This window comes from Nocardioides sp. (assembly GCF_004803405.1).
Lineage (GTDB): Bacteria > Actinomycetota > Actinomycetes > Propionibacteriales > Nocardioidaceae > Nocardioides > Nocardioides vastitatis.
Map to the genome: position 1 here is coordinate 1 of NZ_SSXI01000118.1, position 7,891 is coordinate 7,891.

Annotated in this window: 6 protein-coding genes; 3 read left to right on the forward strand and 3 right to left on the reverse strand. The window is 72.9% G+C overall.

Going from position 1 to position 7,891, the window contains the following annotated elements; genetic code table 11:
* Together treY and E7Z54_RS09120 are read right to left on the reverse strand one after the other, a co-directional pair.
* Nucleotides 1–2,236 (reverse strand): malto-oligosyltrehalose synthase (gene treY / locus E7Z54_RS09115; protein WP_136433027.1); only part of this gene is annotated, 2,236 nt, incomplete at its 3' end.
* A gap of 45 nt (nucleotides 2,237–2,281) precedes the next feature.
* Nucleotides 2,282–2,794 carry a GNAT family N-acetyltransferase gene (locus E7Z54_RS09120; protein WP_206056097.1) on the reverse strand — a complete coding sequence of 171 codons (513 nt, stop codon included), beginning with the start codon at nucleotides 2,792–2,794 and terminating at the stop codon, nucleotides 2,282–2,284.
* A 265-nt stretch (nucleotides 2,795–3,059) separates the two neighbouring features.
* On the opposite strand from E7Z54_RS09120, the gene E7Z54_RS09125 reads away from it, so the two are divergent.
* Nucleotides 3,060–5,192, forward strand: a complete 2,133-nt coding sequence (locus tag E7Z54_RS09125) for a RecQ family ATP-dependent DNA helicase (protein WP_136433029.1) — start codon at nucleotides 3,060–3,062, stop codon at nucleotides 5,190–5,192.
* 49 nt (nucleotides 5,193–5,241) lie between these two features.
* Nucleotides 5,242–6,471, forward strand: coding sequence for a hypothetical protein (locus E7Z54_RS09130; RefSeq protein WP_136433031.1), 1,230 nt, complete (start codon nucleotides 5,242–5,244; stop codon nucleotides 6,469–6,471).
* 15 nt (nucleotides 6,472–6,486) lie between these two features.
* Here E7Z54_RS09130 and E7Z54_RS09135 read toward each other — a convergent pair whose 3' ends face one another.
* Nucleotides 6,487–7,215, reverse strand: a complete 729-nt coding sequence (locus E7Z54_RS09135; RefSeq protein WP_136433033.1) for a TetR/AcrR family transcriptional regulator — start codon at nucleotides 7,213–7,215, stop codon at nucleotides 6,487–6,489.
* 82 nt (nucleotides 7,216–7,297) lie between these two features.
* Between E7Z54_RS09135 and E7Z54_RS09140 the strand changes: the two genes are divergently transcribed.
* A complete protein-coding gene (locus E7Z54_RS09140) occupies nucleotides 7,298–7,687 on the forward strand; it encodes a VOC family protein (RefSeq protein ID WP_136433035.1) in 390 nt (129 codons plus the stop codon).
* Nucleotides 7,688–7,891: the final 204 nt, after the last annotated feature.

Here is a 7,891-nt window from a genome sequence, read left to right on the forward strand (position 1 = left end):
AGCCGCCGCGGCGCTCCAGCCCGAGCGGCAGCCGGGTCGCCACCGAGACGGCACCGCCGCGGTCGAAGGCCAGGACGTGGGCGGCCGCCTCGCCCTCGGCGTCGACGGCGTCGTAGGTCGTGAAGAGGTCGGGGCGCTCGCGCCGGAGCCGAAGTGCCGTCGCGGTGACGAGCAGCTTGGCGTGGCCGGGGTCGTCGACACCGATCGGCCGCGGGATCCCGGAGCGCTCGCGCTGGACCTGCTCGAGGAGGCGGGCGCGCCGCGTGAGGTCGACAGGCCGGCGGTTGTCGGGATCGACCAGGCTCTGCTCCCACAGCTCGCTGCCCTGGTAGACGTCGGGGACGCCGGGCATGGTCAGCTGGACCAGCTTGGCCGAGAGCCCGTTGCTCCACCCGGCGTCGACGACAGCGGTCAGCAGGCGGCGCACGATCCCCGCGACAGCAGGGTCGTCGAAGGCGGCGTCCACGGCTGCGTGAACCCCGCGCTCGTAGGCGTCGTCGGGATCGGCCCACGTCGTGTGTTCCGCCGCCTCCCGCATCGCCTTCTCGGCGTAGGCGTGGAGGCGGGAGCGCAGGTCGCGGTCGTCGTCTCGCCAGGCACCGACGACGGCTTGCCAGAGGAGGGCCCCGAAGCCGCGGCCGGGGCCGGGGTGACGCCTGAGCAGCTCCTCGAGGGACGTGGCCCACAGCTCAGGGACCTCGGCGAGCGCTGTGATCCGCGCCCTGGTGTCCTCGCCGCGCTTGGTGTCGTGCGTGCTCAACGTCGTCATGCCGTACGGCCACTGTGCATGGCGCTCGGCCATCGCCTGGTGGAAGTCGCCGACCGAGAACGAGAAGACGTCGGGGTCGCCGCCCACCTCGTTGAGCGAGGTGAGCCGGTTGTAGCGGAAGAAGGCGGTGTCCTCGACGCCCTTCGCCATCACCGCACCGGTGGTCTGCTGGAACCGCATCGCCGCTGGGTGCTTGGCGTCGGAGAGGACCGGCTCGATGCGAGCCAGGGCGTCCTCGAGGTCGGGGCGGCGGCGCCGCGCCTCGGTCAGGGCGCCCTGCAGCACCTCAAGACCGTGGGGCAGGTAGGAGCGGTAGACCGGGAAGCACGCCGCGACCTCGGCCACGGCGTCCACCAGGACCGGGTCCTCCTCTCCCACGGCGGCACCGCCCGCCGGGATCGTGGAACCCAGGTCGCGGACCACCCGCCGGACCTCCGAGCCGAGGATGCCGTCCGCGATCGCCCGCTTGCGGTCGTGGACGAGGTCGTGCCAGCCGTCGGCGGATCCGGCGGCCGCCTCCAGCGGCTCCCGGCCTGCCGGGTCGACTAGCACCCGCTCGACCTGCCCGAGGGCGTCGTACCCGGTGGTGCCGCTGCACGGCCACGCCGGCAGCGGCTCGTCATGGTGGAGGATCTTCTCGACCAGCACGTAGCCGCCTCCGGTCAGCTCGGCGAGGCGCCGGAGATACCCCTCGGGGTCGACCAGCCCGTCGGGATGGTCGACCCGGAGGCCGTCGACAAGATTGTCGGTGAGCCAGCGGGACACCTCGACGTGCGTTGCGTCGAACCAGTCCGGGTCCTCGACGCGCAGTCCGGCGAGGTCGCTGACGGCGAAGAATCGACGGTAGTTCAGCTCGTGGTCGGCGCGCCGCCAGCCGACCAGCTCGTAGTGCTGCCGGGCGTGCGTGCGGTCGGGGTCCACAGCACCACCGTCGGCGCTCCGAGCGCCGCCGTCCTCACGCAGCGGGAACCGGTGGTCGTGGTAGCGCAGCTCGCCGTCGGCGACGGACAGGTGGGCGATCCGTCCGTCCGGCAGCAGGTCGTCGTCCCCGACGACGGGGATCCGGAGCCGTCCGCCCGCGGCCTCCCAGTCGATGTCGAATGCCGCGGCGTACGGCGAACCCGAGCCCTCTGCCAGGACCGACCACCACCACGGGTTGGCGTGCGGAACGCTCACGCCCATGTGGTTGGGGACGATGTCCGCGAGCACGCCCATGCCGTGTCGTCGCGCGGCCGCGGACAGGGCCACCAGGCCCTCGGGACCGCCACGGGCCGGGTCGATCCGGTCGTGCGCGACCACGTCGTAGCCGTGGCCGCTGCCGGGCGTGGCCTCGAGCACGGGGGACAGGTAGATCCAGTCCGCGCCGAGGGCGTGCAGGTACGGAACGACCGCGGCGGCGTCGTGCAGGGTGAAGTCCGACGTCAGCTGCAGCCGGTAGCTGGTGGTGGGTGCCTGTCGCGGCTCCAAGCGGGGCCTCCCGGGGCGTTGTGACCGTCCCTGGTCACTACCCGGTCAGCCCGGGTCCATGCTCAGCTGCATCAGGATCGTGTCGATCCACCGGTCGTGCTTGAGGCCGACGTTACGCAGGCGCCCGGCGGTCACGAACCCACGGGTCGTGTGCAGCGCGGGCGACGCGGGGCTGCCGCTGTCGGCGATCACGGCGATCAGCTCGCGGCGGCCGGCCTCGGCGCAGCCGGCGACGAGGGCGTCGAGCAGGGCCCCGCCCACGCCCCTGCCCTGCGCGGCCGGGTCCAGGTAGATGGAGGTCTCTGCGGTGTGGCGGTAGGCGGCCCGCACCTTCCACGGGGTCGCGTACGCGTAGCCGCACACCCGGCCGTCCAGCTCTGCGACGAGGAACGGCAGCTGTGCGGCCAGCACGGCGTCGTACCTCTCGTGCCAGGTGGCGAGCTCCGGCACCTCGGTCTCGAAGGTGCTGACGGTGTCGGTGACGTACGGCGCGTAGATCTCGGCGACGCGGGGCAGGTCCTGTGCAGTGGCGGCCCGGATCGTGGGTGGTGGGGTCACCGGCTCATTCTCGCGGACCGGCGATCCGAGCAGCTGCGCGGACCGGTGCGAGCAGGTGCCGCACCGTGGGCCGGCGGGGGTCGCTCGGATCGAGGGTCGGCTCTGTGGTCATGGTTCCGGGGGAGCCGTGCGGGAAAAAAGCTGCAGCCGCCGGGGTCTCGGGTCCCCAGCGGCTGCAGACTCAGACAGTAGCCGACCGCGTGACAGGCTGTCCCGATAACTCGGAAAGTTCTTCTGGTCGGTGACCGCTGGTAGACACGAGCCCATGACCGCGTCGACCGATACCGCCGTCCGCGCCCGGGCCGAGGAGCATCTGCGCGCCCTGGTCGGGCGGCCCGACACGACGCTGTACGACGACCAGTGGGCCGCGATCGCAGCGCTGGTCGTGGAGCGGCGGCGCGCGCTCGTCGTGCAGCGCACCGGCTGGGGCAAGTCGGCCGTCTACTTCGTGGCCACGCTGCTGCTTCGGGAGCAGGGTGCCGGCCCGACGGTGATCATCTCGCCGCTGCTGGCGCTGATGCGCAACCAGATCACGGCCGCCGAGCGGGCCGGTATCCGCGCGGTCACGGTGAACTCCACCAACGTGGAGCAGTGGGACGAGGTCCAGTCGGCGATCCGAGCCGGCGACGTCGACGTGCTGCTGGTCAGCCCCGAGCGGCTCAACAACCCCGGCTTCCGCGACGAGGTGCTGCCGCGGCTGGCCGCGACCTGTGGCCTCCTCGTGGTCGACGAGGCCCACTGCATCTCCGACTGGGGCCACGACTTCCGGCCCGACTACCGCCGGATCCGCACCCTCCTGGACGAGCTGCCCACCGGGATCCCGGTGCTGGCGACCACCGCGACCGCCAACCAGCGGGTCACCGACGATGTCGCCGAGCAGCTGGGCGGCGACGCGCTGGTGCTCCGGGGGTCGCTGGACCGGGAGTCGCTCCGGCTCGGTGTCGTCCGGCTCACGACGGCCGAGCAGCGGCTCGCGTGGCTGGCCGACCATCTCTCCGAGCAGCCCGGTAGCGGCATCGTGTACTGCCTGACCGTGGCGCAGACCCAGGAGGTCGCCGACTACCTGCGGTCGCGGGGCCACCAGGTGGCGGCGTACTCCGGCCAGACCGAGCAGACCGAGCGGCTCGCGCTCGAGCAGGCGCTCGTCGACGGCGAGGTCAAGGCGCTGATCGCAACCAGCGCCCTCGGCATGGGCTTCGACGCCTCGCTCGGGTTCGTGGTCAACCTGGGTGCGCCCAACAGCCCGGTCGCCTACTACCAGCAGGTCGGCCGCGCCGGCCGCGGCACCGACCTGCCGCCGGAGGGCGCCTCGGTCGTGCTGCTCCCGGCCACCGAGGACCGCGACATCTGGGCGTACTTCGCCTCGCTCGCCTTCCCACGCGAGGACGTCGTACGCCAGACCCTCGCCGTGCTCGCCGAGGAGGGCCGGACGATGAGCACGGCCGCGCTCGAGCCGCGGGTCGACCTCTCACGCAACCGCCTCGAGACCATGCTCAAGGTGCTCGACGTCGACGGCGCGGTGCGCCGGGTCAAGGGTGGCTGGGAGCTCGATCCGCACGGGGGCGACTCCTGGGAGTACGACCAGGACCGCTACCGCCGGGTCGCCGAGGCGCGGGAGACCGAGCAGCGGGCGATGCTCGAGTACCTCGGCTCCGCCGAGTGCCGGATGCGGTTCCTGCGCCGCCAGCTCGACGACCCGGAGGTGCTGGCCGATCCCTCCTGGAGCTGCGGACGCTGTGACAACTGCGGCGGGCTGGCACTGCCGGTCGAGGTGTCCGAGCAGGCGGTCGAGGCCGCCGCCGACCGGCTGGCCCGGCCCGGAGTGCCGATCGAGCCGCGCAAGCTCTGGCCCACCGGGCTGTCGGCGATCGGCATCGACCTCACGGGCCGGATCAAGCCGCCGGCCGGGGAGGGGCGCGCCATCGCCCGACTCACCGACCTCGGCCACGGCGCGGCGCTGCGCGGGCTGTTCGCGGTCGACGCCGAGGACGGGCCGGTCCCCGTGCCGCTGGCCCGCGCGATGGTCGCGATGCTGCAGGACTGGCAGCCGAAGATCGAGGCGATCGTGGTCTGCGAGTCCGAGCGGAAGCCGAAGCTCACGGCTGACCTGGCCGACGGGCTGTCCCGCTTCCTCCAGGTCCCGGTCGTCGGACGCTGGGCGGTCGTCGACCTCTCCGTCGGCCCGGACCGGGGAGCCACCAACTCCGCGCAGCGGGTGTCCGCCGTGACCCGGCGGTGCGCCCTGCAGCTCGACCAGCCCGACGCGGTCCGCGACCGCCGGGTGCTCCTCGTCGACGACCGGGTCGTCACCGGCTGGTCGCTCACCCTCGGTGCCGCCGCGCTGCATGACGCAGGCGCGGAGGCAGTCCTCCCGCTGACCCTGGCCGTCTCCGGCTGACCGCCGCAGGTCCCGCGATCGGGCCCTGGTCCGGCCTAGAGTCCGAACCATGACCGACGACGCTCCCTCGACCGGCACGCCGGGTTCGACCGCTCCGCCTCCGCCGCCGGGTGAGACCGTGATGCGCCCCAGCGACCCGCGTCCGGCCCCGGCCGTCGACAACCCCGACGTGCCACCGCCGCCCGGCGTACCGGGGAGCCCGGACACCACCGTCGTCCCGGTCGCACCGTCGACGTACGCCGGACCCGGCGGCGAGCCGCCGGGCCCGCCCTCCGGTCCGATCGATGCCGACTTCCCCGTCCGGGCGTCGAAGAGCGGCCTCACCGCAGCGGTCGTGGCGCTCGGCACCGGACTGCTGGGCGCGGCGGTCGTCATCGCGGCGATCAAGAGCCGCGAGGACGGCGACCTGGACTGGTCCAACTACCTCATCGGCCTGGGCGCGACCGCGGTGCTCCTCGTCGTCGCCCTGTTCGCTGCCGCGACGCGCCGCACGACCGGTGGCCGCGCCCGCGAGGAGGCGATCACCTGGCCCGGCACCGTCGGCATCCTCGCCACGGCGCAGATGATCGAGGTCGGACTCGACACCGACGAGCGATGGGTCGGCTACCTCATCGGGACCACGATCGTCGTGCTGTCCGCGCTGGGCTACCTCGCCGCCCGCCGTGCGGCCTTCGTCGTCACCGCCGTCGTCGGGCTCGGCCTGCTCTATCTTCTCGCCTTCGACGACCTGATCGCCGACCGTGTGGATGAGGACGACAGGATCATCGTGGTGGCCGCGGCGATCGCGGTCTTCGTGATCACGGTGACCGTGCTCGGCTGGCTGCTCCCGAGCCGCGCGGTCAGCGGCGTCGCGGTCGGTGCGGCCGGCGTGGCGTCGTACGTCGTGCTGCTGGCGGTGCTGCTGGTGTCGCAGTTCGGCGCCAACTTCTTCGGCCGCATGCCGATGTTCGGCGACGACCGCGGGGGCCGCTTCGAGTCGTCGCCTCTCTACCAGGACGCCGACGTCTGGTGGATCGTCGTGTTCGCCGCGATCCTGACCGCCCTCTGGGCGCTGGCAGCCACCGTCTCCAACCACTCCGGGTTCTCGATCCTCGCGATCGCGATGCCGGTGCTGGTGACGCCCCTCGCGCTCCTGCTGCTCGCCGAGAGGCACCCGACGTACTGGTCCGGCTCGCTGGCGGTCGCTGGTGGCCTGCTCCTCCTGGGCGGGGTGCTCCTGGCCCGGTCGCGCAGCCGGAGGACGGCCCGGGAGGCTGAGGAGCTCTCCTACGGCGGGTGAGCGCAGCGGCGCCGCTCAGGCTCGGGGCGGGGCCAGGGCGGCCAACGCGTCGAGCACCCTGGCGAGCCCGAAGTCCCAGGCCATCGACGGGCTGTGCGCGGCTCCCATCGCTGCCCCGGCCGCGGCGCCCACGGTGCGCGCCAGCGGGAAGTCCTCTCCGAGATAGGTCTCCAGCCGGAGGCTCCACTCCGGCCAGTGCTGGGCCAGCTCACCCGACCGCGGGTTCGGCCGTAGCGCCCGCGCGCTGGCGCGCACGAAGTCGAGGAGGAAGGTCAGCGCGGCATCGCAGGTGACCGGCGCGAGGTCGAGTGGCGCCAGGGCCGCGAGCTCGTGGTCGTACTTCGCGATGGTGCCGGGGCCGAGGGCGGTCCGGTCGTCGTCGATCTCGTGCAGCCAGGGGTGGGCCTGGAGCAGCGCCAGGTTGGACTCGGCCACGCGCTGCACCCTGCCCCGCCAGCCGAGCCTCCCGAAACGGGAGCGCTCCATGCGTCCGTGCGTCGCATCCGCCATCAGGACGAGCAGGTCGTCGCGGCTGTTGACGTGGGTGTAGATCGACATGGTCGACACCTCGAGCGCCTCGGCGAGGCGCCTGATCGTGACCGCCGGCAGCCCGTGGGCGTCGGCCAGCCTGATCGCGGCGTCCACGACGTCGCCGGTCGAGACCCGAGCGCGAGGACCACGAGTCCCCCCGGTCGGCGCCTCGGGGTGGTCCCGCCAGAGCAGGTCGATCAGCGAGCGCGGCAACTTCCCTCCCAGTCCGGGAATCATCCTATAACGCCGTACGTTGTACGACGTACATAGTTATCACGAGAAGAGGAGCCCGCTGATGCGAGTCACGTCCACCGCCATCTCCCTCAACGTCCCCGACGTCGAGGCGTCGGTCCGCTTCGCCGTCGACCACTTCGGCTTCACCGAGGCGATGTCGGCCGACGGCTTCGTGTCGCTGGAGCACCCGACCGCCGGAGCCGACGTCATCTTCCTGCGCACCGGGCTGGAGACCTTCCGCCCGCCGGAGATCGCGGGGTCCGCGGGACAGGGGCTGCTCCTGGTCCTGGTCGTCGACGACCTCGATGACCAGTTCGCCCGGATCTCCGCCGCGGGAGCCAAGGTCGTCACGCCGCCCGAGACCGAGCCGTGGGGCGAGCGCTACTGCCAGTTCGCCGACGGAAACGGTCTGGTCTGGCAGTTGGTGCAGTGGGTGTCGACGCCTGTATGACCGGCACCGAGCAGCTGTCGGAGGCGCCGATTACTGTCGCTTCGGTGAGCTTCGTTCCGGTGACCGGCCCCGCGACGTTCCGGGCCGGGGAGCCGCCGCGGGACGGGACGATCGAGTTCACCGACGGCGCCGCCGGCGGGCGCGCGGTCGCGCTGCCGGTCCGTGCTGCGCTGCCGGTCCTGAGCCGTGCCCGGAGCAGCGACG

Excerpts from the sequence above, each read along its gene's own strand:
- E7Z54_RS09125 (WP_136433029.1), top strand. The coding sequence starts at position 3,060 with ATGACCGCGTCGACCGATACCGCCGTCCGCGCCCGGGCCGAGGAGCAT.
- E7Z54_RS09130 (WP_136433031.1), top strand. The coding sequence starts at position 5,242 with ATGACCGACGACGCTCCCTCGACCGGCACGCCGGGTTCGACCGCTCCG.
- E7Z54_RS09140 (WP_136433035.1), top strand. The coding sequence starts at position 7,298 with ATGCGAGTCACGTCCACCGCCATCTCCCTCAACGTCCCCGACGTCGAG.